At 72.4% G+C, this 24,535-nt stretch carries 24 protein-coding genes; 13 read left to right on the top strand and 11 right to left on the bottom strand.

The window, feature by feature from the left end; translation table 11 throughout:
* Window positions 1-17: 17 nt before the first annotated feature.
* Window positions 18-635: a TetR/AcrR family transcriptional regulator gene (locus tag IL992_RS13710; RefSeq protein ID WP_193203721.1), complete on the bottom strand. Its 618-nt coding sequence runs from the start codon at window positions 633-635 to the stop codon at window positions 18-20.
* 118 nt (window positions 636-753) lie between these two features.
* Here IL992_RS13710 and IL992_RS13705 point away from each other — a divergent pair, with 118 nt between their 5' ends.
* The 3 genes from IL992_RS13705 to IL992_RS13695 are packed head-to-tail and all read left to right on the top strand — an operon-like array spanning window position 754 to window position 4,848.
* A complete protein-coding gene (locus tag IL992_RS13705) occupies window positions 754-2,040 on the top strand; it encodes a glycosyltransferase (protein ID WP_193203720.1) in 1,287 nt (428 codons plus the stop codon).
* Window positions 2,037-3,440, top strand: coding sequence for an NAD(P)/FAD-dependent oxidoreductase (locus IL992_RS13700; protein ID WP_193203719.1), 1,404 nt, complete (start codon window positions 2,037-2,039; stop codon window positions 3,438-3,440). The genes IL992_RS13705 and IL992_RS13700 overlap by 4 nt, the downstream gene beginning before the upstream one ends.
* A gap of 10 nt (window positions 3,441-3,450) precedes the next feature.
* A complete protein-coding gene (locus tag IL992_RS13695) occupies window positions 3,451-4,848 on the top strand; it encodes an aldehyde dehydrogenase family protein (protein ID WP_193203718.1) in 1,398 nt (465 codons plus the stop codon).
* Window positions 4,849-4,862: 14 nt separating this feature from the next.
* On the opposite strand, the gene IL992_RS13690 is transcribed toward IL992_RS13695, so the two are convergent.
* Window positions 4,863-5,543 (bottom strand): DNA alkylation repair protein, encoded by a 681-nt coding sequence (locus tag IL992_RS13690; RefSeq protein ID WP_193203717.1) that lies wholly within the window; start codon window positions 5,541-5,543, stop codon window positions 4,863-4,865.
* Complete coding sequence (locus tag IL992_RS13685) at window positions 5,540-6,220, bottom strand: TetR/AcrR family transcriptional regulator (protein WP_193203716.1); 681 nt, start codon at window positions 6,218-6,220, stop codon at window positions 5,540-5,542. The genes IL992_RS13690 and IL992_RS13685 overlap by 4 nt, the downstream gene beginning before the upstream one ends.
* Before the next feature lie 86 nt (window positions 6,221-6,306).
* On the opposite strand from IL992_RS13685, the gene IL992_RS13680 reads away from it, so the two are divergent.
* From IL992_RS13680 to IL992_RS13670, 3 genes are all read left to right on the top strand, one after another.
* The gene (locus IL992_RS13680; protein ID WP_193203715.1) at window positions 6,307-7,683 is read left to right on the top strand and encodes an alkaline phosphatase D family protein; all 1,377 of its coding nucleotides are present in this window, start codon (window positions 6,307-6,309) and stop codon (window positions 7,681-7,683) included.
* Window positions 7,684-7,781: 98 nt separating this feature from the next.
* Window positions 7,782-9,269, top strand: a complete 1,488-nt coding sequence (locus IL992_RS13675; RefSeq protein WP_193203714.1) for a glycoside hydrolase family 3 protein — start codon at window positions 7,782-7,784, stop codon at window positions 9,267-9,269.
* Between the two features lie 46 nt (window positions 9,270-9,315).
* Window positions 9,316-10,140: an ATP-grasp domain-containing protein gene (locus tag IL992_RS13670; RefSeq protein WP_193203713.1), complete on the top strand. Its 825-nt coding sequence runs from the start codon at window positions 9,316-9,318 to the stop codon at window positions 10,138-10,140.
* Here the strand turns inward: IL992_RS13670 and IL992_RS13665 are convergent.
* From IL992_RS13665 to IL992_RS13655, 3 genes are read right to left on the bottom strand one after another with little or no spacing between them, the layout of a single operon-like run.
* The gene (locus IL992_RS13665) at window positions 10,130-10,621 is read right to left on the bottom strand and encodes a TIGR00725 family protein (RefSeq protein WP_193203712.1); all 492 of its coding nucleotides are present in this window, start codon (window positions 10,619-10,621) and stop codon (window positions 10,130-10,132) included. The genes IL992_RS13670 and IL992_RS13665 overlap by 11 nt on opposite strands.
* Before the next feature lie 10 nt (window positions 10,622-10,631).
* A complete protein-coding gene (locus IL992_RS13660; protein WP_193203711.1) occupies window positions 10,632-11,387 on the bottom strand; it encodes an SDR family oxidoreductase in 756 nt (251 codons plus the stop codon).
* Between the two features lie 32 nt (window positions 11,388-11,419).
* Window positions 11,420-11,953: a flavin reductase family protein gene (locus IL992_RS13655; protein WP_193203710.1), complete on the bottom strand. Its 534-nt coding sequence runs from the start codon at window positions 11,951-11,953 to the stop codon at window positions 11,420-11,422.
* Between the two features lie 556 nt (window positions 11,954-12,509).
* On the opposite strand from IL992_RS13655, the gene IL992_RS13650 reads away from it, so the two are divergent.
* The 3 genes from IL992_RS13650 (at window position 12,510) to IL992_RS13640 (ending at window position 14,873) form a co-directional block, all read left to right on the top strand.
* On the top strand, window positions 12,510-13,262 hold the full coding sequence (locus IL992_RS13650; protein WP_193203709.1) for a GntR family transcriptional regulator: 753 nt from the start codon (window positions 12,510-12,512) through the stop codon (window positions 13,260-13,262).
* A 216-nt stretch (window positions 13,263-13,478) separates the two neighbouring features.
* Window positions 13,479-14,141, top strand: coding sequence for a GNAT family N-acetyltransferase (locus IL992_RS13645; protein ID WP_193203708.1), 663 nt, complete (start codon window positions 13,479-13,481; stop codon window positions 14,139-14,141).
* 51 nt (window positions 14,142-14,192) lie between these two features.
* The gene (locus IL992_RS13640) at window positions 14,193-14,873 is read left to right on the top strand and encodes a copper homeostasis protein CutC (protein ID WP_193203707.1); all 681 of its coding nucleotides are present in this window, start codon (window positions 14,193-14,195) and stop codon (window positions 14,871-14,873) included.
* Between the two features lie 18 nt (window positions 14,874-14,891).
* On the opposite strand, the gene IL992_RS48345 is transcribed toward IL992_RS13640, so the two are convergent.
* Window positions 14,892-16,478, bottom strand: coding sequence for an FAD-dependent oxidoreductase (locus IL992_RS48345; protein ID WP_193203706.1), 1,587 nt, complete (start codon window positions 16,476-16,478; stop codon window positions 14,892-14,894).
* A gap of 99 nt (window positions 16,479-16,577) precedes the next feature.
* The gene (locus IL992_RS13630; protein ID WP_193203705.1) at window positions 16,578-17,756 is read right to left on the bottom strand and encodes a DUF6986 family protein; all 1,179 of its coding nucleotides are present in this window, start codon (window positions 17,754-17,756) and stop codon (window positions 16,578-16,580) included.
* Window positions 17,757-17,965: 209 nt separating this feature from the next.
* Here IL992_RS13630 and IL992_RS13625 point away from each other — a divergent pair, with 209 nt between their 5' ends.
* A complete protein-coding gene (locus IL992_RS13625; protein ID WP_193203704.1) occupies window positions 17,966-18,610 on the top strand; it encodes an NYN domain-containing protein in 645 nt (214 codons plus the stop codon).
* A gap of 12 nt (window positions 18,611-18,622) precedes the next feature.
* Here IL992_RS13625 and IL992_RS13620 read toward each other — a convergent pair whose 3' ends face one another.
* Window positions 18,623-19,945 carry an FAD-dependent oxidoreductase gene (locus IL992_RS13620; RefSeq protein WP_193203703.1) on the bottom strand — a complete coding sequence of 441 codons (1,323 nt, stop codon included), beginning with the start codon at window positions 19,943-19,945 and terminating at the stop codon, window positions 18,623-18,625.
* 225 nt (window positions 19,946-20,170) lie between these two features.
* On the opposite strand from IL992_RS13620, the gene IL992_RS13615 reads away from it, so the two are divergent.
* Both IL992_RS13615 and IL992_RS13610 read left to right on the top strand, forming a co-directional pair.
* Window positions 20,171-20,701 carry a hypothetical protein gene (locus IL992_RS13615; protein WP_193203702.1) on the top strand — a complete coding sequence of 177 codons (531 nt, stop codon included), beginning with the start codon at window positions 20,171-20,173 and terminating at the stop codon, window positions 20,699-20,701.
* Window positions 20,702-20,890: 189 nt separating this feature from the next.
* A complete protein-coding gene (locus IL992_RS13610) occupies window positions 20,891-22,633 on the top strand; it encodes a proline--tRNA ligase (RefSeq protein ID WP_193203701.1) in 1,743 nt (580 codons plus the stop codon).
* A 98-nt stretch (window positions 22,634-22,731) separates the two neighbouring features.
* On the opposite strand, the gene IL992_RS47595 is transcribed toward IL992_RS13610, so the two are convergent.
* A complete protein-coding gene (locus IL992_RS47595) occupies window positions 22,732-23,307 on the bottom strand; it encodes a ferritin-like domain-containing protein (protein ID WP_193203700.1) in 576 nt (191 codons plus the stop codon).
* Complete coding sequence (locus IL992_RS48340; protein ID WP_193203699.1) at window positions 23,300-23,812, bottom strand: hypothetical protein; 513 nt, start codon at window positions 23,810-23,812, stop codon at window positions 23,300-23,302. The genes IL992_RS47595 and IL992_RS48340 overlap by 8 nt, the downstream gene beginning before the upstream one ends.
* Window positions 23,813-23,986: 174 nt before the next feature.
* Here IL992_RS48340 and rimP point away from each other — a divergent pair, with 174 nt between their 5' ends.
* Window positions 23,987-24,514, top strand: a complete 528-nt coding sequence (rimP, locus tag IL992_RS13595; protein WP_193203698.1) for a ribosome maturation factor RimP — start codon at window positions 23,987-23,989, stop codon at window positions 24,512-24,514.
* Window positions 24,515-24,535: the final 21 nt, after the last annotated feature.

Below are 24,535 nucleotides of genomic sequence, written 5' to 3'. Positions count from 1 at the left end.
GGGGGGACGACGGGGGGTCAGCGGCGATCGGCGGGCCTGAGCGGGTTGCCGGTGGCCAGGCGGGCGTAGTCGAGGATCAGCTCGACGGCCGTGTCGGAGTCGATGGAGTGGTGCCGGGCGACGATGCGGTAGCCGTACGCGTCCTCCAGGGCGACGAGGTTGCGGGCGATGGTCTCGGAGTCCTGCGCCAGCGTGAAGACACCGTGGGCGGCGCCCGTCTCCAGGATCGTCTGGTACATCGACACCTGCCGGTCGAAGAGCGTGGTCAGCAGCGTCGCGTAGACGCGATTGCGGCCGGCCGCGCCGCCGAGCTCGCACAGCAGCCGCACCCCCGCGTCGTCCGGGCCGTCGGGCAGGCCCGAGCGGATCGTGACGATGAGCTTGTCCGCAGGGTCGGAGATGCCGCTGATCTTCTTCATGCGCCGCTCGTAGAAGCGCTCCATGCCGGCGTGCTGGGCCTCGATCAGCAGCTCGCGCAGGTCGGGGTAGTGGTAGAGCACCGCGCCGGAGGTCAGCCCCGCCTCTTCGGCGATCTGGTTGAGATGGACCCCCTCCGCGCCGTGCAGGAGCATCGCCCTGTGGGCCGCCTCGATGAGGTCGAGCCGCCGGTCCGCCTTGCTCTTGCGCTGAGTCATCCCACCCCTGTCATTGCACCTCGCTTCATTTCGCCCGACACGATACCCCTCCAGGTCTTGACGGGTGTATCACCGAGGTATTTGAATCACGCTTCAACTAGCATTTGAGGAGCCCCGAATGACGGCCACGCCTTTGACGATCCTGTTCATGCCGGAGAGCGCCTACGGGCCGACGAACAACTGCGTCGGGATCGGCGACGTGCTGCGCCGCCGCGGCCACCGCGTGGTGTTCGCCGCAGAGGCGTCGTGGAAGGGCAAGCTGGAGGCGCTGGGCTTCGAGGAGGATCTGGTCGACCTTGCGCCGCCGGCGCCGGAAGAGGACGGGGCGGAGCAGGACGCGGGCCAGTTCTGGAAGGACTTCATTCGCGACACGGCGCCGGAGTACCGCAAGAGCACCCTGGACCAGCTGGAGACGGTCATCAAGCCGATCTGGGAGGCGCTCATCGACGGTGCCAAGTACTGCGAGCCGCAGCTCAAGGCCATCATCGAGCGGGTGCGGCCGGACGTGATCGTCGAGGACAACGTGGTGGCCTTCCCCGCCCTGGTGACGGCGGGCGTCCCGTTCGTACGGATCGTCTCGTGCAACCCGCTCGAGGTGAAGGGCCCGGGCGTGGCCCCGCCGTTCTCCGGACTGCCGGCCGACGGCACCGGCTGGGCGGAGTTCCGGGCGGAGTACGACCGGACCCACCGTGAGATGTGGGAGGCGTTCAACGCGTGGGTGGTCGAGCAGGGCGCCCCGGCCCTGCAGGACCTGGAGTTCATCCACGAGGGCGACGCGAACCTGTACGTGTATCCCGAGATCGCGGACTACACGGCGGAGCGTCCCCTGGGGGACTCCTGGACCCGCGTCGACTCGTCCGTACGGGAGACCGACGAGGAGTTCACGCTGCCGGACATCCCCGGCGAGGGCGCGCTGATCTACTTCTCGCTGGGTTCGCTCGGCTCGGCCGACGTCGAGCTGATGCGCCGCGTGATCTCCGTGCTGGCCCGCACGCCGCATCGGTACATCGTCTCCAAGGGCCCGCTGCACGAGGAGATCGAGCTGGCCCCCAACATGTGGGGCGCGGAGTTCGTGCCGCAGACGAAGATCATCCCGCTGGTCGACCTGGTGATCACGCACGGCGGCAACAACACGACGACCGAGGCGTTCCACTTCGGCAAGCCCATGATCGTCATGCCGCTGTTCTGGGACCAGTACGACAACGCCCAGCGCGTGCACGAGACCGGGCACGGCGTCCGCCTGGACACCTACGGATTCGCCGACGAGGAGCTGACCGGGGCCATCGAGAGACTGCTCGGCGACCAGGACCTGCGCGACCGGCTCGCGGCGGCCGGCGAGGAGATCCGCCGCCGCGACGGCCTGCGCGTGGCCGCGGACGTCATCGAGAACATCGCGACCAAATGACCAGGGGCAGACGGCTGATCGAGGACGCCGCTCCACGGGTCTTCTGGACCGACCGGCCCGGGGCGCCCGGCCCGTACGAGCCCCTGCACGGCCGCACCACGGCGGACCTGCTGGTGGTCGGCGGCGGCTTCACCGGCCTGTGGGCCGCCGTGCTGGCCAAGGAGGAGAACCCGGCCTGCGACGTCGTCCTCCTGGAGGCGCGTTCGATCGCGTACGGCGCGAGCGGCCGCAACGGCGGGTTCATCTCTGATTCCCTGACCCACGGGCTGGGCCAGGGAGCGAGGCTGTGGCCGTCGGAGAACGCGGCCCTGCTCGCGCTCGGGCGGGCGAACCTCGCGGCCATCGCCCGCTTCGTCGACGACCACGGCATCGACGCCGACCTCCGCCTGGTCGGCAAGACCACTGTCGCGGTGGCGCCCCACCAGGTGGAGGAGCTGAGGCGGGCCGAGAAGCTGCACCGCGGGCACGGCGAGGACGCGGTGTTCCTCGGCCGCGACGAGATGCGCGCGGACGTCGAGTCGCCCACCTACCTCGCGGGGCTGCGCCTGCGCGGCACCGGCGGCGTCCTCGACCCCGCCGCGCTCGCGTGGGGCCTGGCCCGCGTCGCGGCGCGGCTCGGGGTGCGCATCCACGAGGGCACCGAGGTCACCGCGCTGACCCGGACGCGGACCGGCGTGGAGGCCGGGACGAGAGGCCGCGGTGTGGTGAACGGCGTGGTGAGCGCCGGGCAGGTGCTGCTGGCCACCAACGCCTTCCCCTCGCCCCTGCGCAGGCTGGGCCTGTTCGTGCTGCCGGTCTGGGACTACGTGCTCGTCACCGAGCCGCTGTCGCCCGAGCAGCGGGCATCGCTCCGGTGGCCGGAGGGCCAGGGCCTGACCGACGCGGGCAACCGGTTCCACTACTACCGCCTCACCCGCGACGATCGCATCCTGTGGGGCGGCTACGACGCGATCTACAACTTCGGCGGCGGCGGCTCCGAACAGCGCGACGCCACACACGAGCGGCTCGCGCGGCACTTCTTCGCGACGTTCCCGCAGCTGCGTGGCCTGCGCTTCACACACAGGTGGGGCGGGATGATCGACTCGACCAGCCGGTTCACCCCGTTCTTCGGCACGGCGATGGGCGGGCGGCTGGCCTACGCCCTCGGATACACCGGCCTCGGCGTCGGCGCGTCCAGGTTCGGCGCGCTGACCGGCCTCGACCTGCTGGCCCGGCGGTCCACCGCGCGGACGCGGCTGGGCATGGCCCGCCGCCACCCGGTGCCGTTCCCGCCCGAGCCGCTGCGCTGGCCGGTGGTGCAGCTCACCCGCCGCGAACTCGCCCGCGCCGACGAGAACGAGGGCCGCAGGGGGCCCTGGCTGCGGTCACTCGACCGTTTCGGCATCGGCTTCGACAGTTGAGGACGACCTCATGACGACATTGATCAATCCCGCCGACGGCCGGGCCGTCGAGGACGTGCCCGACACCCCGGTCGACGGGGTGGCGCGGGCCGTACGCGTGGCCCGGGAGGCCTTCGAGCAGTGGCGCGAGACCACGCCGGGGGAGCGGGCGCTGGTGCTGCTTCGCCTGGCGGACCTGGTCGAGCGGGACGCCGCGGAGCTGACCCGGCTGGAGGTCGAGGAGACGGGCAAGCCCGCCGCCGTGTTCCGGGACGGCGAGCTGCCGTTCGCCGTCGACAACCTCCGGTTCTTCGCCGGCGCGGCCAGGTCCCTGGACGGCACGGGCGCCGGCGTGTTCAGCGCCGGATACACGTCCGTGCTGATCAGGCGGCCGATCGGGGTCGTGGGCGCGATCGCGCCGTGGAACTTCCCCCTCATCATGGCGGTCTGGAAGATCGGCCCGGCCGTCGCCGCGGGGAACGCCGTCGTGATCAAGCCGGCTCCCCGGACGCCCCGCACCACGCTGCGGCTCGCCGAGCTGTTCGCCGAGGCCGGGGCCCCGGAGGGTCTCGTACGGGTGGTGACCGGCGGTGCGGACGTGGGGCGGGCCCTGGTGACCGACCCCGGCGTGGACATGGTCAGCGTCACCGGGTCCACGGCCACCGGCCGCGAGGTCATGCGCGGCGCGGTGGACGGCCTCAAGCGGGTCCATCTGGAGCTGGGCGGCAAGGCCCCCGCGCTCGTGTTCGCCGACGCCTCGCTGGAGGACATGGCCGCCGGGGTGGTCATGGGCGCCACCTACAACACCGGTCAGGACTGCACGGCCGCGACCAGGGTGTACGTCGAGAGATCGCGGTACGCCGAGGCGGTCGAGGCGCTGCGGGAGGCCGTCGCCCGCGTCCGGCCCGGCGACCCCTGGGCGCCGGACGCCGACATCGGCCCGCTGATCAGCGCCGAGCACCGTGAGCGGGTCCACGGCTTCGTGACCCGGGCGTCCGGCCGCGTCGTCCACGGGGGCGCGCCGATCGACGGCCCCGGCTTCCACTACGCGCCGACGCTGATCGCCGACGCCGACCCGGCGAGTGAGATCGTGCGAAGCGAGGTCTTCGGCCCGGTGCTGGTGGCGATGCCGTTCGACGGCGAGGACGAGGCGGTGCGGCTCGCCAACGCCACGCCGTACGGGCTGGCCTCGTCGGTGTGGTCCACCGACGTGGCCCGCGCCCTGCGCGTCTCCCACCGGCTGGACGTGGGCGTGACATGGGTGAACGACCACCTGCCGATCGCCTCGGAGGCGCCGCACGGAGGCGTGAAGGGCAGCGGGTTCGGCAAGGACATGAGCCAGGAGGCCGTGCAGGAGTATTCGGTCACCCGGCACCTCATGATCAAGCACGCGGCCCCGCAGGCGCGCGACTCCTTCCGCCCCGCCTGATCGGCCCGTCCGCGCTACGCGCCGGGGATGTTGCGCAGCGCCTCGCGGCGGCTCAGCCCGCTGATGCCCTGGTGCTTCACGTAACGGAGCACCTCCTGCGGGTTGGTCTTCGCGTACTCCCGCAGCGCCCAGCCGATCGCCTTGCGGGCGAAGAAGTCGGTGTCCGACAGGCTCGGCTCGATGCAGGCGTAGAGCAGGTGGACGTCCGTCCGATCCTTGAAGGAGTTCTGGCACAGGATGGCGGTGCGCCGCTTCCACAGGTCGGGGTCGTGCGCCCACTCCAGCACCAGGCGGCGCATGCTCTCCGGATACAGGCGCAGCAGCGTGCCGATCCGGTGCACGGCGATGTCGTCGACCAGGTCCCACCAGGCCCCGGTGACGACCATCTCCTCGTACATGGGGATGGTGTAGAGCGTCTGCCAGGACCGGTAGAAGCGGTGCGCGGACAGCTCGATGGCGGCGTAGCGCTCCTCGCGGTATTCCGCCTCGCGCCACAGTGCCAGCACCGCCCTGCGCCACTCGGGGGCGCTGTCCAGCCGGTGCTCGGCGAAGACCTTGCGCAGCGCGGCCCGCCTCGGCACGGCCGTCACCCCGAGGAACGGCATCTCCGACTTCATGTACGACCGCATGGAGGCGGCGCGCGCGGGGTCGGCGAGCTCGGTCAGCGCGTGCCGTACGGCCTTGAGTAGCGTCATGACGGCTGGCTCGCCCGCTCGCCCGTCGCCAGGCCGTCGAACAGCAGCTTGACGAAGTGGTCGGCCAGGGCGTCGGTGTCGAGCCTGCCGCCGGGGCGGAACCAGCGCACGGTCACCCAGATCGTGTCGCGGATCATCCGGTAGGTGAGCTTGGGATCGACGTCGGGGCGGAACTGGCCGGCGGCCTGGCCGCTCGTGATCTGCTCCACCCACATGCGCTCGACCTCGTCCTCGGCCCGCACCAGGTAGTCGAACCGGTCGCCGGGCAGCGAGCGCAGGTAGTTCCAGTCGTTCTGCATGACCGTGATGGCCGCCCGGTGGACCTCCAGCGTGCCGAAGCCGATGCGGACCATCTCCGCCAGGACCGAACGCGGGTCGGCGTGCGTGGTCAGCGCCGCGCGGTAGCGGGTGATCAGATCCTCGAGGAAGGTGCGCAGCACCTCGTCGACGATCGTCTCCTTGGAGTCGAAGTGGTGGTAGAGGCTGCCGGAGAGGATGCCGGCCTCCAGTGCGATCTCCCGCACCGTGGTGGCCTGGAAGCCCTTGCGCGCGAACAACTCGGCGGCGAGCTTGACGAGGTGGTCGCGCCGTTCGGACGCCGAACCGGCCGTCCCCCGCTTCGCCTTGACCGGCGCGGCCGTGCCGCCGGAGTCCTTACGCTGGTTCACGGCTCCCATTATGGCCGTTGAGCAAGAGCTTGTTCACATTCTCGCCTCGGCCGACCTCCCCGCACGGGCGGGATCGGTAGGGCAGGATCGAACCCATGGCGAAAATGGGGTATCCGTTCACGTTGGGGGTGGCGTCAGGAGAGCCGTTATCCGACGGCGTGATCCTGTGGACCCGTCTGGCCCCCGAGCCGCTGCATCCGACACAGCCCGGCGGCATGCCCAACCGGGCGATGACCGTACGGTGGGAGCTCGCCGAGGACGAGGGATTCACGAAGGTCGTCCAGTCGGGCACCGCGCCCGCGCAGCCGGACTGGGCGCACAGCGTGCACGTACGGGTGACCGGGCTGCGGCCCGCGGCCGACTACTTCTACCGCTTCTCCATCGAGGGCCACGTCAGCCCGGTGGGCCGCACCAGGACCGCGCCCGGCCCGGATTCGACCGCCCCCGTCCGGTTCTGCTTCGTCTCCTGTCAGCGCTATGAGCACGGCTACTTCACCGCGCTGCGCCACCTCGCCGGCGAGCGGCCCGACCTGGTCCTCCACCTGGGCGACTACATCTACGAGTACGGCAAGCCGAAGAACCCCAAACCGGGCCGCTGGGTGCGCCCGCTCGAGTCGACGGCCGAGTGCACGACGCTGGGCGCCTACCGCGACCGCTACGCCCGCTACAAGATGGACCCGGACCTGCAGGCCGCCCACGCCGCCGCACCGTGGGTCGCGATCCCCGACGACCACGAGGTCCGCGACAACTGGGCGGGCGCGCTGCCCGGTGACGGCGGCAGCCCCGCCGCCTTCCTCAAGCGCAGGGCCGCCGCGTTCAAGGCGTACTACGAGCACCAGCCGCTGCGTGTCCGCCCGTCCGGGTCCGCCCTGCAGAACTACCGCCGGCGGCCGTACGGCCGGGTGGCCGACTTCCTGCTCGCCGACGCGCGGCAGTATCGCGAGGGGCGCGACATGCTCGGCGCCGAGCAGGAGAAGTGGCTGACCGACCGGCTGCACGGATCGACGGCCCGGTGGAAGGTGCTCGCGCAGGCGGTGTTCTTCTCCCAGCGCAAGTTCCCGCTCGAACCCGTCAGCGCCGACGCCTGGGACGGCTATCCCGACTCGCGCGCCCGCGTGCTCGCCGCCGCCCCCGACGGGCTGGTCGTGCTGAGCGGCGACGTGCACAGCGCGTACGCCTGCGACGTGCGCGCCGACTGGGCCGATCCGGCCTCCCGCGCCCTCGGGGTCGAGTTCGTCGGGCCGTCGGTGACGAGCATGCCGGGCATCACCGACGCGAGCGCGATCCTCCAGCTGAACCCGCACATCGCGTTCTTCGACAGCCGCCACGGCTACGTGTCCTGTGTGGCCGACATGGAGAACTTCCGTGCGGACTACCGGGCCGTGGCCTTCGTGGACCGTCCCGGCGCGCCGCTGACCACGATCGCCGGCTTCGAGGTGAAGGAGAACAGGCTCCACCGCACCGACGTGTGATCGGGAAACGGGCGACAACCCAGGCCTGCCCCCTAGCAAATAGGAAACTTTCCTATTAGATTGCGGGGCATGCCTGAGCGATGCCCTGCGGGCGCAGCATGAAGCGAAGCCCTGACCTGCTCCGTCTGGCCGACACGGTCCTGTTGCCCGGCTTCACCGGGACCACCGCCCCCGACTGGGTGCGGCGGAGGCTCGCCGGCGGGCTCGCCGGTGTGGTGCTGTTCTCCCGGAACGTCGACACCCCGGCCCAGCTCGCCGCACTCACCTCGGCCCTGCGCGCGGAGAATCCCGAGATCCTGATCGGCGTCGACGAGGAGGCCGGGGAGGTGACGAGGCTTGAGGCCCGCACGGGCAGCTCACGGCCGGGCAACTACGCCCTGGGTGTCGTGGACGACGTGGAGCTGACCGAGCGGGTGGCCCGCGACATCGGGCGGGACCTGCGGGCGGCGGGGGTGAACATCGACTTCGCCCCGGCCGCCGACGTCAACTCCAACCCGGACAACCCGGTCATCGGCCTGCGGTCGTTCGGCGCCGATCCGCTGCTCGTCGCGCGGCACACGGCCGCCTGGATCCGCGGCCTGCAGTCCACCGGCGTGGCGGCCTGCGCCAAGCACTTCCCCGGGCACGGCGACACGTCGGTCGACTCCCACCACGGCGTCCCGCGCGTCACGGTCTCCCGGGAGGAGCTGGCCGAGGTCGAGCTGTGGCCGTTCCGGGTGGCCATCGCCGAGGGCGTGCGCTCGATCATGACCGGCCACCTGCTGGTCACGGCGTACGACGAGGACCTGCCGGCGACGCTCAGCCCCCGCGTCCTCACCGGCCTGCTGCGGGAGGAGCTGGGCTTCGAGGGCCTGATCGTCACCGACGGCATCGAGATGGCCGCCGTCTCCGGCCGGTACGGCCTGGGCGGCGCGAGCGCGATGGCCGTGGCGGCGGGGGCCGACGCGGTCTGCGTGGGCGGGGAGAACGCCGACGAGGCGACCCACGAGCACATCCGCGACGCCGTCGCGGACGCGGTGACCGAGGGCAGGCTGTCGGAGGAGCGGCTCGCCGACGCGGCCGCGCGGGTGCGCGCCCTGACCGCCTGGCAGATGCAGGCGCCGCCCCTGGACGACCGCCAGGACGAGATCGGGCTGGTCGCCGCCCGCCGGGCCCTACGGGTGACCCGGCGCGGGGCGGACGGCGTGCTGCCGCTGGCCGCCGCCCCGCACGTGGTGGAACTGGCGCCGGAGACCAACCTCGCGATCGACAAGGGCATGCCGTGGGGCGCGGGGGAGCCGCTGAGCAAGCTGCTGCCCGGCACCACGGTCGCCCGGCTGCGGCAGCCGGACGTCCACAACGGCGTCGCCGGCACCGTGCTGAGCCAGGCCGCCGACCGGCCCCTCGTCATCGTGGTGCGGGACGCCCACCGCCACCCCTGGCAGACCGACCTGCTGGAGCGCCTGCTGGCCGCCCGGCCGGACGGCGTCGTGGTCGAGATGGGGCTGCCGGGCCGTACGGATCTGGGGGCGGTGCACATCGCCACGCACGGCGCCGCCCGGGTCTGCGGCCAGGCGGCGGCCGAGGTGCTGGCCGGTCTCGCCTGACATTTCCCATAGCATTGGTCACTGCTGACATGCGAATGGGAGCGTCATGAAGGTCGCCTACGTCACCACGGACCATCCGGCCGCCGAGCAGGACGACGAGCGGGAGATCGCCCTCGCCGCCTGGCTCGGGGCCGGCATCGAGGGCTCGCCGGTGAACTGGCGCGACCCCCGCGTCGACTGGTCGGAGTTCGACGCGGCGGTCGTCCGCTCGGCCTGGGACTACATCGAGCGCCGTGACGAGTTCGTCGCGTGGGCCCACCGGGTGGAGTCGGTGACGCGGTTGTTCAACCCGGCGCCGGTGATCGAGTGGAACACCGACAAGACCTACCTGCGCACGCTCGGCGTGCCCACGGTTCCCACCCACTGGGCCGAATCCGGAACGGACCTGCCCGAATGGGACGAGTACGTGGTCAAGCCCGCCGTCTCCGCGGGGGCCCGCGACACCATCCGCACCACGGACCGGGACGCCGCCGCCGGCCACGCGGCGACGCTGCTCGCCGCGGGCCGCACGGTCATGGTGCAGCCGTACATCCCGTCCGTCGAGCAGGAGGGGGAGCTGTCGCTGCTGTATTTCGGCGGCCAGTTCAGCCACGCCGTACGGCGGCACCCGATGCTCACCGGCGAGGCGGAGACCGCGGAGAACCGCGCCACCCTGCGCGACCCGGACGACGATCAGTTCGCCCTCGCCGAGCGGGTCCTGGCCGCCGTGCCGGAGAACCTGCTGTACGCGCGGGTGGACCTGGTGCGGATGCCGGACGGCGAGCCGGTCCTGATCGAGCTGGAGCTCACCGAGCCCTACCTGTTCCTGCGGGACGAACTGGCCGCGCCCGACCTGTTCGCCGAGACCCTCGCCGAGATGCTCAAGGGCTGAGCGGGCGGGCCCGCTCAGCGGCGGCGAGCGCCAGCCGTACGGCCTCGGCCGGGCCGGCGGCGGCCACCGGACCGGGCACCGGACGTCCCTCGGCGTCGAGGACCCGCCAGCCCCCGAGCGTGATGACCGGCGTGCCGCCCCGCTGGGCGAGGGCCAGCTCCGAGAGCGTGCCCCAGGAGCCGCCCACGACGACGACCGCGTCGGCGGCCCGCACGATCAGCGCGTTGCGGGCCTCGCCCAGGCCGGTGGGAAGGGCCACGGTGAGGTCCGGGCTCGCCCCGGCGCGGTCCCGGCCGGACAGGACGCCGACCACGACGCCTCCGGCCTCCCGCGCCCCCGCCGCCGCGGCGGCCATCACCCCGCCGTACCCGCCGCACAGCACGACCGCGCCGCGCTCGGCCAGCAGGCGGCCCACGGCGCGGGCCGCCTCGGCCTCCTGCGGGGTGCACTCGCCCGGCCCGCACACCGCCACCTGCCACATGCGCACAAGGCTAGGCGGAGATGCCGCCGTCCACCGGGATCACGGTGCCGGTCAGGTACGACCCGGCGCGTGAGGCCAGGAAGACGGCCGCGCCGGCCATGTCGTCGGGCCTGCCGATCCGGCCCAGCGGGACGTTGCTCTCGATCGCGCCGCGCATCTGGGGGTCGTCGAGCGCGAAGGCCATCATCTTCGACTCGAACGGACCCGGCGCGATCGCGTTGACCGTGATCGACTCCCGGGCGAGCTGGCGGGCCAGGTGCCGGGTCAGCATGTGGACGCCCGCCTTGGCCGCCGAGTACGCGTAGTTCTCCATGAACGGCACCCGGAGCCCGTCGATCGACCCGATGTTGATCACGCGTGCCGGGTCGTCGGGCGACGCGGCGGCGCGCAGCAGCGGCAGGAAGCGGCGGGTGAGGAAGAAGACGCCCTTGACGTTGATGTTCCAGAGCTTGTCGAAGGCGTGCTCCGGATACTCCTCCAGCGGAGCGCCCCAGCTCGCCCCCGCGTTGTTGACGAGCACGTCGAGCCGTCTCTCCCGCTCCGACACCGCCTGCGCCAGCGCCTCGACGCCGTCGGGAGTGGACAGGTCCGCCTGTACGGCGTGGCAGCCCAGCTCGGCGGCCGTCGCCTCCAGCTCGTCCTTTTTCCGTGAGGAGATGTAGACGACGGCGCCCGCGTCGAGGAACCCCCGCGCGATCATCTTCCCGATGCCCCGGGACCCGCCCGTGACGACGACCGTCTTGCCTTCCACCGAGAACAGAGTCATGCGGGCAGCATACCGACCGGTCGGTTCCCGCGTCAGGGAGTGAAGCTCCCGTACGCGCCGCGGAAGAACACCAGCGGGCCGCCGTCGTCGTACCGGTCGAGCCCGGTGACCCGGGCGACGACGATCACGTGGTCGCCGGCCGGATGCTCCTGGTCCACGGTGCAGTCGATCCAGGCGAGCGCGCCGTCCAGCACGGGCGCGCCGCCGGGGGACAGGGCCCACGACAGGCCGGAGAACTTGTCCCCGCCCTTCGCGGCGAGCCGCTCGCACACCTGCCCCTGGTGGTCGGCGAGCACGTTGACGCACAGGGTCGTCGCGGCCTTGAGGCGCGGCCAGCTCGTGCTGGTCCGCGAGACGCAGAACGAGACCAGCGGCGGATCGAGGCTCACGGACGTGAAGGAGTTGACGGCCAGGCCGCACGGCTCCCCGCTCTCCGGGTCGATCGCGGTGACGGCCACGACGCCGGTGGCGTACCTGCCGAGGACGTTCCTGAAGTGCTGGGGATTGACGGCCGGAATCCTCCTGGCGCCGTCATGGCCGACCCTCCTGGACACAGGAGTGCTCATCGCGCAGGTGCCTCCTCGGTCGCGCCTCCCCAAGAAACTCAAGGAGGGCCGGAGGCGATGCATTCCCGGCGGTAGGGACACGACCTAACGGTGGCGGGGGGGGGGGGGGGGGGGGGGGCCCCCCCCCCCCCCCCCGCTCCGCCCCGGCGCGAGACCTCGACCCCGGCGAGGGTTGGGGTCGAGATCTCGTTCAATCGCACGGAGTCCAGGGGGAACGGCCGTCCTCGACCGGCCGCTCCGGCGTGCGGTGGTACCGCGTGCTCGGGCATGTCACGCCGTTCCCGCACAAGGCGGTCATGTCGGTGGATACCGACAGCTCTGACATGTCGTTCCCGTCGCTCTGATAGGTCTGGGCTCTGTAGGTCTGCGTTGGGGGCTCGCGCCAGGGCGAGTTCGGCGTTACCGCACCGACCGCCCTCACGGGCCCACCTCCATTGGATGGATTTGTACCAACGTTTGGATAATGCGCGGCCGGGTGGGCTCAGGTCAAGGGGTTGTTTCCCGGTAGACCGAGATCCTCTAGATTTGTTGGAACAAAAGGGTGGATTGAGGAAAGATGGCACGATCGTCGCTCTACCAGCAGGTGGCCGCTGAGGTACGCAGGGCCATCTATGCGGGCGAACTCGCGCCGGGCGACCAAATCCCGACCGAGGCCGACCTCATGGAGGCGCACGGCGTCAGCCGAAACACCGTGCGGCTGGCCCTGGGCGAGCTGGAGAACGAGGGTCTCATCCTGCGGATGCGCCGGCGTGGAACGTTCGTACGCGAGCGCCGCCCCCTCCTCATGCGCCCCCAGGACGAGTTCCTCCCGCATGACCAGGAGGGGCCGCGGTTCGACACGTTCGTCCACGCGGTCCGCTCCGAGGGCCGTACGGCGGACCAGAGGATCGAGGTCTCGATCGTCGAGCCGCCCGAGGACGTGGCCACCCGCCTCGCCCTCGCCGACGGCGCGCTGGCCGTCGTGCGCCGCCGGCTGCGCTTCGTGGACGGCCAGCCCTACAACACGCTGGACTCGTACTTCCCCCTGGAGATCGTGGGGGACTCCGAGATCGCCCGGCCCGGCGACATCACGCGCGGGGCCAACCGGGTGCTGGAGGAGCTGGGTCATCTCCAGGTTCGCGTGATCGACGACCTGTCGGCCCGCATGCCGACCTCTGACGAGTCGTCACGGCTCCAGCTGGAGCCCGGCACTCCGGTCGTCGTTCACACCAGGGTCGGCTACGACGCCGACGACACGCCCGTCCGCGTCGCCGTGTCCGTGCTGCCCGCAGACAAGCATCTGATCCGATACGAGCTGGAACGTCATTGACGAGGCCCGGACGCCCCCTCGCCTGAGCGGGCGTCCCCGGCCGCCGGGCCCTCCTCCGGAGGGCCGTTTCCGCGATTCCCGTCCTGACCCCGGCAGGGGACCACGCCGCACCCGCGCGCCCTAGCGAGGGCCGCCGTCTCCGGACGGACGCTGTACGGCATCCCGCCGTCACTCTCAGTGATCAATTCGCCGCCGTCGGCACGAAAGGAATCAGGCATGCCTGCGAACACCCTGGATCTTGTTACGGAACTCACGCTGCGTCGCGCCACCCCGGCCGACCTGCAGGGGGTCCTCGCCCTGCTGGCGCGCACCGCCGGGTGGCTGAACGGCCTCGGCGTACGGCAGTGGCCCGCCGGGGGCTTTCCGGCCGAGCGCATCGAACCGCTGATCGCCGAGGGCGTCATGTACCTTCTGGACGCCGGCGAAGCCGCCGGACGCGTGCCGGCCGCCACGATCGCCGTGGACGGCCATGCCGACCCGGAGTTCTGGACCCCCGCCGACCGTCCCGGCGCAGCGCTCTACGTCCACAAGCTCGCCGTGAGCAGGAGCTACTCGGGCCAGGGCCTGGGGGAGACGCTGCTCGACTGGGCCGCCCTGCGGGCCGCCGCTCACGACCGGCCGTACCTGCGGCTGGACTGCGCCAAGGACAACGCCCGCCTGCAGTCGTACTACCGGAAGGCGGGCTTCCGGCACGTCCGCACCGTCGACCTGCCGCACCGCGCCTCCGGCGCGCTGTTCGAGCGGGACGCCTCCGCCGCGATCCCGGCCGCGTCGTCCTATCGCCGCACGCCGGCGGTGCCGGCCCAGCGCTCGGGACATGCGGCGCAAGCCTGGAGGGTTCTTGACATCACTGCGCACAACGAGTTGATCGAGTGCTGAACAGGGCGGATGCCGTGAGGCGCCGCAAAGGGACCGGATACTGTTCACTTCATGACGGGATCCCTCCTTGAAGTGATCGCGCTCGACCTGCGTGACGCCGTGGCCGCCGAGGAGGGCGGAGCGGACCGCCTGGAGATCGTGTCCGACATGGACTCGGGCGGGCTCACCCCCTCGGCGGACCTCGTCGCGGCGATCGCGCGCGAGTGCGGGCTGCCGCAGATGGTCATGCTCCGCTGCAACGCCGGGTTCACCGTGACTTCGGAGGAGCTCGACCGGCTGCGCGGCCACGTCAAGGAACTCGCCGAGGCCGGCGCGGCGGGCTTCGTCTTCGGCTTCCTTTCCGAGGACGGGTCGGTCGACAGGGAGGCGACGGACGCGCTGATCCACGCGGTCTCGCCGCTGCCCTGGACCTTCCACCGCGCCGTGGACCACGCCGCCGACGTGCGGGCCGCCTGGCGTGCCGTACGGCTGCTGCCGAACCTGGCGACCGTCCTCACGTCCGGCTCGCCCGAGGGCGTCGGCAGCGGCCTCGGCGTGTTACGCGCGCGGGCCGAGGCGGGAGACGCCTCGCTCGTGCTCGCCGGCGGCGGCCTGCGCGAGGAGCACGTCCCGGTGCTGCTCGACTACGGCGTCCGCGCCTTCCACGTGGGCACCGCCGTGCGGGGCTCGTGGCGGGAGCCGGTGGACCCCGACCGGGTCAGGCGCTGGCGCCGCATCGTCGACCGATTGTGACCGCCCGGCCGCTGAGACTCAGGCGCGGCGGCGGGCGACCAGGACGGCGTCGCGGATCGTGACCTCGCCTCCCTCCGGGTCCACCGCCGTGCGCGGCCGGGCCTCGGCCGCCGCGACCTCCCAATCGGCCGGATCGAGCGACGCCGCGACCTCCTCGGCGGTGAACATCATCTGCGGGAAGTGCATCCGCCGTGCCTTGGTGAGCAGATCGGACGGATGGTGCCCGACGATCAGCAGGGTGCCGCCCGGGGCCACCGCGGCGGCCAGCCGGGCGAACAGCGTCCGCCTGGCCTCGCCCGGCAGGTGCATGTACTGCGCGGACACCAGGTCGTACGTGCCCTCGGGGAAGGCGTGGTCGCGCAGGTCCGCGCGCACCCACTCGGTGCGGTCCGCGACGTCCGCGCCCGCCTCGGCGGCGTGGGCGGCGGCCCGCTCCAGCGCCGTGGCCGAGATGTCGACTCCCGTCACCCGCCAGCCCCGCGCGGCGAGCCAGACGGCGTCGGCCCCCTCGCCGCTGCCGACGTCGAGGGCCCGGCCCGGGGGCAGCTCCGCGGCCTCGGCGACGAGCTGCGGGTTCGGACGGCCGCTCCAGATCGCCGGCCGGGAGCGGTAGCGCTCCTCCCAGGCCGCCTCCTCGAACAACGTGCGCACCTCATGCCGGTAGGCGTCGACGGCCTCCCGGGTCTCCTCGGCGATGAGATCCATGTTGATCGCCGCCCCCGCGGCCAGGCCCGCCGCGGCGGACGCGATCACCACGGCGCGTACGTCCGTCACGTTCCCCGCCACCCAGACACCGGGCACGGCGGTCGCCCCGGTCGGCTCCGCCGCGATCCGGGTGCCTGCCACGTGACCGCCGAGCTCCACCTCGACCGGCTTGAGCCCGAGCGATTCCAGCACCCCGGACCGGGCGGTGAGCGGCGCGGCGACGACGAGCGCGTCGAGCGCGACGACCTCGCCGGAGGCCAGCCGCACTCCGGTGAGCGCGTCGCCGGTCACCTCGATCCCCGTGACCGGACCGTCGGCGACGGGGATCCGGCGCGCGGCGAGCCGCTCGGCCTCCTCCTCGGACGGCGTGGGGCAGTGGTGGGCCAGGAACACCACGTCCTGGCTCCACTGCCGCCACAGCAGGGCCTGCTCGACGGCGAGCGGCCCGGTGGCCAGCACGCCGATGCGCCGGTCGCGGACCTCCCAACCGTGACAGTACGGGCAGTGCAGGACGTCGCGGCCCCACCGCTCCGCCAGCCCCGGCACGTCGGGCAGCTCGTCCACGGCCCCGGTCGTCACCAGCAGCCGGCGGGCCCGGACGGCGCGCCCGTCGTCCAGCGTCACGAGGAAGTCGTCGCCCTCCCGCGTCGCGGTCTCGGCTCGCCCGGCGACGATCTCGCCGCCGTACCCGATGACTTCCTCGCGCCCGGCCGCCCGCAGCTCGGCGGGCGGCGTGCCGTCCCGGCCGAGGTAGTTGTGCATGTGCGCAGCCGGTGCGTTGCGCGGCTCTCCTGCGTCCACCACCAGCACCGACCGCCGCGCCCGCGCCAGCGCCAGGGCGCCGCTGAGCCCCGCGGGGCCGCCGCCCACCACGACCACGTCGTACTTCTTCTCGTCCACCCCGTGCCTCCTGTGCCGACGGCTGCTTCAGATGTCTGCTGTCGAACAGTGCGGCACAGGCGGCGAGAGCGGCAAGAAACCTTGCCGACATGGCAAATCTCAGCAGAGGGTGCGGTCGGCCCGGGCCAGCGCGGCGACCAGGGTTTTGATCGTCGCGGGCTCGTCCAGCACGCCCCCCGCGGCCTCGCGCCGTTCCTGCCAGGCGCGCACCCGGTCGGCATACTTCTCGTAGCAGGCGAGGTGGAACGCGTACACGGTCGTGAAGCGGCTGACGAGGTGCGAGGGATGCATGTCCCAGCCCTGGTAGAAGCCGTGCGCCAGCGAGTGCGACACCAGCGCCGAGTGCCTGCGCAGCAGGGCGTGCACGTCGGCCGCCGCGTCCGAGGCCGGCGCCGCGGCCAGCGAGCCGTCCGACAGCTCCACCCCCGTCCCCGACAGCGCCGTCTGCATGACGTGCCGCGCGTGGTCGCAGGCCGGGTGGTCGAGCCGCTGCTCGTCCGGCGGCAGCCCGAGCGCGGCCGTGTAGTCGAACACCCCGAAGTGGGCGGCCGCCAGCCGGCCGCCCAGCGAGGGCACCAGGCCGGCCGACCGCTGGAGCATGAGCACGGTCTGCGGGGCCTCCACCTGCATCTCGAAGCGCAGGATGCCGGAGGGCAGGCGCAACGCCCGCTCCAGCGCCTCCAGGCAGCCGGCGAACTGCCGCAGGTAGTCCTCCATCAGGACCTTGGGGAACGTCACCGTGAACCCGTCGGGGAGCCGGCCGGCCCGCCGCACGACCCCCGTCAGGAACCCGTCGAGCGTGCGCACCGAGCGCAGGGGGTCGCCGTCGGCGAACGACTTCACCCGCAGCCCCCACCTGCGGGGCAGTGTGTCCGCCTCGTGCATCGCGGCCACGGCCGCCGCCGCCGACTCGGTGTGCCGGTCCTCCTCCTCCGGGGAGCGCCGGCCGTACCCGTCCTCGAAGTCGATCCGCAGGTCCTCGATCGGCTCGGCGTGCAGCTTCCTGCGTACGCGGTCGTGCACGGGCTGGGCCAGCTCGGGGTCGAGCTCGAACAGCGCGGCCAGCTCGGCGGGAGTGAACAGGAGCCGGTGGAGGAGGTCGGTGGCGGCGTGGCGCCACTGCTGGACGATCTCCGCCGTCACCCGGTCCGCGGGCACGTACACCGTGTGCACCGGCTGCCACACGGGTTCCCGCTCGGGAAACCGGGCGAGCTGCTCTTCATGGGTGCCGGCGAAGCCGTCGAGCAGCCCGTCCACGCCGGTCAGCGTCGTCTCCATGGGGACGATCCTCGCAGAGTCCCGCCACGGCGAGGGTAATCACGCAACGTCGCTGCATGACAACGCAGCGTTGGCTACCCTTTTCCTCGAACAGCCGATCGAACAGGTGAGCGAATCGGTGGAGATAAAGAAACGGCCCCCTGTCGGGGGCCGTAGAGCCCGGGGACGTAGCCGCGGGCGCGGTGACTCCATGTTAGGAGATGATGGCGGTGCGCGACAACCTCGTTCCCCAAGTCGTGCGTGTCGGGGTCTACGTCGACGGGTTCAACCTCTACTACGGACTGCGCTCCCTGCGGGGACGCCGCTACCTCTGGCTCGATCTACGGGCGCTGGCCCTTCGGCTGCTGAGGACCGGGCAGACGCTGACCGCCGTCCGCTACTTCACCGCCCCCATCCGGGGCGACGCTCGGGCCCTCGCCCGCCAGCAGACCTACCAGGCGGCCCTGGAGAGCCTGGGGGTCGAGGTGGTGCTCGGGCGTTTCCAGGAGCAGCGGGCCTCCTGCCGGGCCTGCGACGTCTCCTGGCGGACCTACGAGGAAAAGCAGTCCGACGTCGCCCTGGCCGCCGCCCTGGTCGGCGACGTGGCGCTCGACCTGGTGGACATGGTGCTGCTGCTGTCGGCGGACTCCGACCTGTGCGCGGCCATCGAGGCGGTGCGCCAGGTGGACGCCCGGCGCGGCGGCAAGACCCGGGTCGTCTCCGTCTTCCCGCCCGGCAGGCGCTCGGACGGCCTGCGCCTCGCGAGCGACGCCTGGTTCCCCCTCGGCGAGGCGCTCATCCGGCAGTCGCAGCTGCCCGAACTCGTGCCCGGCCGCGACGGCGCGCGCTACCACCGGCCGGCCCACTGGTCCTGACCGGGACACCCGTCAGGACGCGCCCCCCGGCCGGGCCAGCCGGCCGCACGCGCCCAGCATCGCGTCCCTGCCCACCAGCTTCACCCGCTCGCCCCGCCGCAGACTGCCGGCCAGCGCGGCCTCCGCGGCCTCGATCGCGAGCCAGTCCTCGTACGTCACCGGGCTCAGCCCGCGCGCGGCGAGCAGGTCGTCCAGCCGGGCGGTCGCGGTCCCCGGCACCGCTTCGGCGAGCAGCGTGCGCACGGTCTCCGCGGCGTCGGACTTGTTGGTCCCGATCACGCCCGTCGGCCCCCTCTTGAGCCAGCCCGCGACGTACTGCCGGTCCGTCACCTTGCCTGCGGTGTTCGGCACCGTCATCGACTCCGGGTCGAACGGCACCCCCGGCAGCGCCACGCTCTGATATCCCACCGAGCGCATCACCATGTCCGCCGGGATCGTCTCGAAGTCCCCCGTCCCGACGACCCGCCCGTTCTCCAGCCGCGTCCGCTCCAGCCGTACGCCCTCGACCCGGGACACGCCGAGGATCTCCACGGGGCGCAGCCAGAAGCGCACCTCCAGGCGGCGCGGCCGGTCGGCAGGCTTGCGCTCCGACCACGACCGAAGCACGTCCACGTTGCCCCTGACCTGGCGCGACAGCGTGGTCAGGTCGGCGACCGCGATCTCGTCGGGGAAGGTGAGGACGTCGGCGTTCAGCAGCTCGCCGAGCTCGCGCAGCTCCTTCAAAGTGAACTTCGCGTGCTCGGGGCCGCGCCTGCCGACCATGTGGATGCGCTTGACCCGCGAGGCGGCCAGCCGGTCGAGCACCTCCTCGGGCACGTCGGTGCCGCGCAGCTCGTCGGCCGTCTTGGCCATGATCCGCACCACGTCCACGGCGACGTTGCCGACGCCGATGACGACGACCTCCTCCGCGTCGAGGGAGAACGTGTCCGGCGGGACGTCGGGGTGGCCGCAGTACCAGTTGACGAAGTCGGTCGCCGCGACGCTGCCCGGCAGGTCCTCGCCCGGGACGCCGAGGTGCCTGTCGACCATCGCCCCGGTGCAGTAGACGACGGCGTCGTAGCAGGACAGGAGGTCGTCCGCCGAGAGGTCCGCGCCCAGCTCGACGCCGCCCAGGAAGCGCACTCCCGGGGTCTCCAGCACCCTCCGCAGGTAGCCGGCGATCGACTTGATCGACGTGTGGTCGGGGGCCACGCCATACCGGACGAGCCCGTACGGCGTCGGCAGGCGTTCGAGGACGTCCACCTCGACGGGATCGTGCGACTGCTTGACCAGCGCCTCGGCCGTGTAGATCCCGGCCGGGCCCGACCCGACGATCGCGACGCGCAGTGTCACCATGGCCTCCAGCAGCGGCGGGCGCTCCCTATCAATGATTCTTTATCACCGCCGGTCGCCCTGCCAGGGGAACGCCGTGCCGTGGGACCGGATTGTCATCCGTGTTGTGATGGTTCGCGGGGTTGCGGCGACCAGGCGGCCACGATCAAAGTGATGCCCGTGGGCAGTGGGGCTAAAAGACGGGGAAACCCGCGGACGAGAAGGCCGGGCGGTGGCACCCTCCCTGACATGAGGGGACTCCGCGGGGGGCGGGACGAGCCCGGGGCCTCACCGGCCACGGTGTACGGCCCGCAGAACGGTCAAGAGGACGGCGACGCGCCACCGCCGCACGGCTCCGGGCCGGACGGGCTCAGGTACGAGGCGCTGGGGCGGGTCATGGCCGCCTTGTCCGGCGAGGCAGAGACATTGGAGGCGTGCCGCGACCTCACGTGGTGGCGAGGCACCGACCGCTCCTGGCACATCGAGTGGCGCGACGGCCCGTACGCCGCCGAGGTGGCGGCGCTGCTCCTGGAACGGATCGGCCAGCCGGGCCCGGACGCCGTGCGGGCGGCGCCCGCGGGCCCGGCGACCACGTCGACGGCGATGCTGAACGTGATGGGCGTCACCTTCGTGCTGCGGGCCATCGACCCGTTCGGCATGGAGCGGCTGCGGACCAGGCCAGGCCTGTGGCGGCTGTCGGCCGCGCTGGACGGCCCGGCCGGGCCCGTCGGCACGGGCGGGCGGTCCCGTCAGCACTGGGAGGAACTGCTCGGCGGCTGATATCGGCGACTGATATCGACCCGCCCGTCGTTTACGTGAGGCGGTGGGGCCCCCGGAGTCGATAGCCTTGGGAGCACATCGTCTTCGTCTCGTCTCTCAGGTCGTCTCCGAGGGTCCGCGAGGAGATCCGCATCGCGGGCATCCCGAGGAGGCGCCGCGGACGAGACCTCTCACGAGCAAGGAGTAGCCGTGCTGCTGCGTATGTCGACCCTGTTCCTGCGCACCCTGCGTGAGGATCCGGCGGACGCGGAAGTGCCGAGCCACAAGCTGCTCGTCCGCGCCGGCTACATCCGCCGCGTCGCGCCGGGCATCTATTCCTGGCTGCCGCTCGGCAAGATCGTGCTGGAGAACGTCGCGCGGGTGGTGCGCGAGGAGATGGACCGGATGGGCGCGCAGGAGGTGCTGTTCCCCGCGCTGCTGCCCCGGGACTTCTACGAGCCCACGGGCCGCTGGACCGAGTACGGCGACACGCTGTTCCGGCTGAAGGACCGCAAGGGCGCCGACTACCTCCTCGGGCCGACCCACGAGGAGATGTTCACCGACATGGTGAAGGGAGAGTACTCCTCCTACAAGGACTACCCCGTCACGCTGTACCAGATCCAGACCAAGTACCGCGACGAGGCCCGGCCCCGGGCGGGCATCCTGCGGGGCCGCGAGTTCGTCATGAAGGACTCCTACTCCTTCGACCTCGACGACGACGGCCTGAAGCGGTCCTACGAGATGCACCGCGAGGCGTACATCCGGATCTTCGAGCGTCTCGGCATCGACTACCGGATCTGCTTCGCGATGTCGGGCGCGATGGGCGGGTCGGCCTCCGAGGAGTTCCTCGCCCCCTGCTCGACCGGTGAGGACACCTTCGTGGCCTGTCACAACTGCGGATACGCGGCCAACGCCGAGGCCGTCGTCACGCCCGCGCCGCCCGCCGTCACCGCCACCCAGCCGCCCATGAAGGTGCTCGACACGCCCGACACCCCGACGATCGAGTCGCTCGTCTCGTACGTCAACGAGCACCACGGTCTCGGCATCACCGCCGCCGACACGCTGAAGAACCTCGTCGTCAAGGTCCGCACGCCGGGCTCCGACGAGGTCAAGACGGTGATCGTCGGCGTGCCCGGCGACCGCGAGGTCGACTTCAAGCGCCTGGAGGCGGCGCTCTCGCCCGGCGTGCCGGAGATCTTCGAGGCCGAGGACTTCGCCCGCCACCCCGGGCTGGTGCGCGGCTACATCGGCCCGCAGGTGCTCAGGGACCTGGGGATCACCTACCTGGTCGACCCGCGCGTGGTCGAGGGCTCGGCCTGGGTGACGGGCGCCAACGAGCCGGGCAAGCACGCCGCGCACGTCGTCGTGGGCCGCGACTTCCAGCCCGACGGCACGATCGAGGCCGCCGAGGTGCGGGCGGGCGACGCCTGTCCCCGCTGCGCGCACCCGCTGTCGATCGACCGGGGCATCGAGATCGGCCACATCTTCCAGCTCGGCCGCAAGTACGCCGACGCCGCCCAGCTCGACGCGCTCGGGCCCGACGGCAAGCCCATCCGCATCACCATGGGCTCGTACGGCGTCGGCGTGTCCCGGGCCGTGGCCGTGCTCGCCGAGCAGCGCCACGACGAGCTGGGCCTGGTGTGGCCCAGGGAGGTGGCGCCCGCCGACGTGCACATCGTCGGCACCGGCAAGGAGAACCAGATCGAGGTCGCCAGCACGCTCGCCGAGACCCTCGAGGCGCGGGGGCTGCGCGTGCTCGTGGACGACCGCCCCGGTGTGTCGCCCGGCGTCAAGTTCAAGGACTCCGAGCTGCTCGGCCTGCCCACCGTGCTGATCGTCGGCCGGGGCCTGGCCAACGGCGTGGTCGAGCTGCGCGACCGGGCCACCGGGACCAAGGAGGAGATCCCGCTGGACGAGGCCGTCGAGCGGGTGCTGGCCGCCTGCCGGTCCTGATCGCCGAACATCCTGCGCCGCCGTCCCTCGTGCTCACAGGGGGCGGCGGCGCCGCCTTTCGCAGGAGCCGCACAGGGCCGTGCCGTGCCGTGGGCCGGCTACTGGCCGTCCGGCGCGGACGGCTCCGGCTGGGCCTCCTCAGAACCGGACGTCCCCGCGGACCCGGCCGGTCCGGAGGAGGCCGCAGACGAAGACTCGGCCTCCGGCGTGGGAACGTCGAAATCGGCGCCGTCCCGGCCCATACCCGGGAACGGGTCACCGATCTTCGGCTGCCAGCCGTACGCCCGGGTCGCGCACTCCTGCGCGGCCAGCGCGGCGATCCGCCGCAGCGCCGGGTCGCGGTCGGCGGCGAGCTCCAGGTAGGCGGTGGTCATCCGCTGCTCCACGAGCACGGCAAGGCGCACCGCGTCGGCCGGTCCGCGCACCTCGAAGGGCAGGCGGTAGGTGGGGCCGGGCTCGGCGGGCGTGCCGCCCCGCTGGGTGATGAGCGCGCGTAGCTGGTCGCGCCGCGCCCGGTGGGCGTCGAACCCCGTGGTGGCGCGCCTGAGCAGCGCGCCGCTCGTCTTCCCGCCGATCACTCCGTACGCGTACACGGCGGCGTGCTCGGCGGACAGGGCCCGGCCGAGCGCGTCGCCGACCGGCGCCCGGGCGGGCTCGGTCGCGCTCTCAGTCACGCACCCTCCCCAGGGCGACGACGTGGACGGCCTCGCACGCGCCGATGCTCGCCAGGAGCTGGGAGAGCGCGGGGGAGGCCGTGGCCATCTGCGCCGGCCGCGCCGACGCCGCGCGCCGCTCGGCGTCCCTGAGCGCCCCGACCGAGACCGGGCTCCCCGATGGGGACGCGGAGGCCGACGGCGTGGGGCTCGCGGGGAACGTTCCCGTGCCGCTCCCGGCGGGCAGGAGCGCGCGCAGGGCCTGCAGATGGGCCGCGTGACGCTGGCGGAACGGCTCAAGCGCGGCGGCCCGGCCGGGCAGGGCGGAGGCCGCGCGCCCGTAGAGCGACAGCAGCTGTTCCTTGCCCGCGATCAGCGAGGTGAGCAGCACGGTCTGCGGATCCGGAGGGGCCGGCGCGGCGGGTTTCCGCGGGGCCGAGGAGCAGCCGGCCGCGGCCAGACCGGCCGCGGCGGCGGAGCCCAGCAACGCGCGTCTCGTCACTTGTGCCCCGCCGCTGTGTCTCACGACACAGCATCGTACGGCGCGCCGCCCACTGGTCATCGCCCGTGACCCTGATGATCGTGCACGTGTCGGATCGCCGCTCGGGTGTGGCGCTGTTTCCACCTCCCGGTGTCGATAGGCTGTTGGCACATCGGGCTAGGCACACGGTCACAGCCACACGGTCATTGGGAGGTCGGCATGGGCAGCGACGCTCGACGCGGCCGCCTGGTTGAGCTGCTCGGCCCGGTGGTCGCCGCCGAGGGGTTCGACCTGGAGGACGTCACGGTCACACCGGCGGGTCGCCGGCGACTGGTGCGCGTCGTGGTGGACCGGGACGGCGGCGTGAGCCTGGACGACGTGGCCGACGTGAGCCAGTCCGTCTCCAAGCGGCTGGACGAGGTGGACGTCCTCGGCGGCAGCCCGTACGTCCTCGAGGTCACCTCTCCCGGAGTCGACAGGCCGCTCACCGAGCCGCGCCACTGGCGCCGGGCGCGCGGGCGGCTGGTGAAGGCGGAGCTGCGTGACGGCACCGCCGCGGAGGGCCGCGTGACCGAGGCCGACGAGACCGGCGTGGAGCTGGACGGTGCGCGCCGCATCGCGTACGGCGAGCTGGTGCGCGGCCGGGTGCAGGTCGAGTTCAACCGGCGCGAGGCCGGGCTCGACGACGAACTTGATGAGGACCTCGATGTCGACGAAGACATCGACGACGCCGACGACGAGGGCTAGGGGGGAGCCTTGTGGACATTG

This window comes from Microbispora sitophila (genome assembly GCF_014892245.1).
GTDB classification, from domain to species: domain Bacteria; phylum Actinomycetota; class Actinomycetes; order Streptosporangiales; family Streptosporangiaceae; genus Microbispora; species Microbispora siamensis.
Note: the sequence above shows the minus strand (reverse complement) of the source record. Positions and strands in the feature narration are given on the sequence as shown.

Excerpts from the sequence above, each read along its gene's own strand:
- IL992_RS13710 (WP_193203721.1), bottom strand. The coding sequence starts at position 635 with ATGACTCAGCGCAAGAGCAAGGCGGACCGGCGGCTCGACCTCATCGAG.
- IL992_RS13705 (WP_193203720.1), top strand. The coding sequence starts at position 754 with ATGACGGCCACGCCTTTGACGATCCTGTTCATGCCGGAGAGCGCCTAC.
- IL992_RS13700 (WP_193203719.1), top strand. The coding sequence starts at position 2,037 with ATGACCAGGGGCAGACGGCTGATCGAGGACGCCGCTCCACGGGTCTTC.
- IL992_RS13695 (WP_193203718.1), top strand. The coding sequence starts at position 3,451 with ATGACGACATTGATCAATCCCGCCGACGGCCGGGCCGTCGAGGACGTG.
- IL992_RS13690 (WP_193203717.1), bottom strand. The coding sequence starts at position 5,543 with ATGACGCTACTCAAGGCCGTACGGCACGCGCTGACCGAGCTCGCCGAC.
- IL992_RS13685 (WP_193203716.1), bottom strand. The coding sequence starts at position 6,220 with ATGGGAGCCGTGAACCAGCGTAAGGACTCCGGCGGCACGGCCGCGCCG.
- IL992_RS13680 (WP_193203715.1), top strand. The coding sequence starts at position 6,307 with ATGGCGAAAATGGGGTATCCGTTCACGTTGGGGGTGGCGTCAGGAGAG.
- IL992_RS13675 (WP_193203714.1), top strand. The coding sequence starts at position 7,782 with ATGAAGCGAAGCCCTGACCTGCTCCGTCTGGCCGACACGGTCCTGTTG.
- IL992_RS13670 (WP_193203713.1), top strand. The coding sequence starts at position 9,316 with ATGAAGGTCGCCTACGTCACCACGGACCATCCGGCCGCCGAGCAGGAC.
- IL992_RS13665 (WP_193203712.1), bottom strand. The coding sequence starts at position 10,621 with ATGTGGCAGGTGGCGGTGTGCGGGCCGGGCGAGTGCACCCCGCAGGAG.
- IL992_RS13660 (WP_193203711.1), bottom strand. The coding sequence starts at position 11,387 with ATGACTCTGTTCTCGGTGGAAGGCAAGACGGTCGTCGTCACGGGCGGG.
- IL992_RS13655 (WP_193203710.1), bottom strand. The coding sequence starts at position 11,953 with ATGAGCACTCCTGTGTCCAGGAGGGTCGGCCATGACGGCGCCAGGAGG.
- IL992_RS13650 (WP_193203709.1), top strand. The coding sequence starts at position 12,510 with ATGGCACGATCGTCGCTCTACCAGCAGGTGGCCGCTGAGGTACGCAGG.
- IL992_RS13645 (WP_193203708.1), top strand. The coding sequence starts at position 13,479 with ATGCCTGCGAACACCCTGGATCTTGTTACGGAACTCACGCTGCGTCGC.
- IL992_RS13640 (WP_193203707.1), top strand. The coding sequence starts at position 14,193 with ATGACGGGATCCCTCCTTGAAGTGATCGCGCTCGACCTGCGTGACGCC.
- IL992_RS13630 (WP_193203705.1), bottom strand. The coding sequence starts at position 17,756 with ATGGAGACGACGCTGACCGGCGTGGACGGGCTGCTCGACGGCTTCGCC.
- IL992_RS13620 (WP_193203703.1), bottom strand. The coding sequence starts at position 19,945 with ATGGTGACACTGCGCGTCGCGATCGTCGGGTCGGGCCCGGCCGGGATC.
- IL992_RS13615 (WP_193203702.1), top strand. The coding sequence starts at position 20,171 with ATGAGGGGACTCCGCGGGGGGCGGGACGAGCCCGGGGCCTCACCGGCC.
- rimP (WP_193203698.1), top strand. The coding sequence starts at position 23,987 with ATGGGCAGCGACGCTCGACGCGGCCGCCTGGTTGAGCTGCTCGGCCCG.